General features: G+C 49.6%; 1 pseudogene. It reads left to right on the plus strand.

What is annotated here, in order from left to right:
• Nucleotides 1-262, plus strand: a pseudogene (locus ACTHSX_RS10710) (terminase large subunit domain-containing protein); the annotation flags it as partial.

Consider the following 262-nt stretch of genomic DNA (forward strand, 5'->3'; position numbering starts at 1 on the left):
GACTTTAACCCGAAAGCGGATCGCCCTTTTGGTGATCGTGAAGTTTGGGGCGGATTCGACCCCGCACACAGTGGTGATGGGGCTAGCTTTGTGATTATTGCCCCGCCTGCGTTACCTGGTGAAAAATATCGTCTGCTTGCACGCTATCAATGGAATGGACTTTCCTATGTCTATCAAGCCAATCAAATTCGCGCCCTTTATGAAAAATACAATATGACCTACATCGGCATCGATGCCACGGGCGTGGGCTATGGGGTTTATG

This window comes from Neisseria sp. P0014.S002, from assembly GCF_051958295.1.
Taxonomy (GTDB): domain Bacteria; phylum Pseudomonadota; class Gammaproteobacteria; order Burkholderiales; family Neisseriaceae; genus Neisseria; species Neisseria flavescens_B.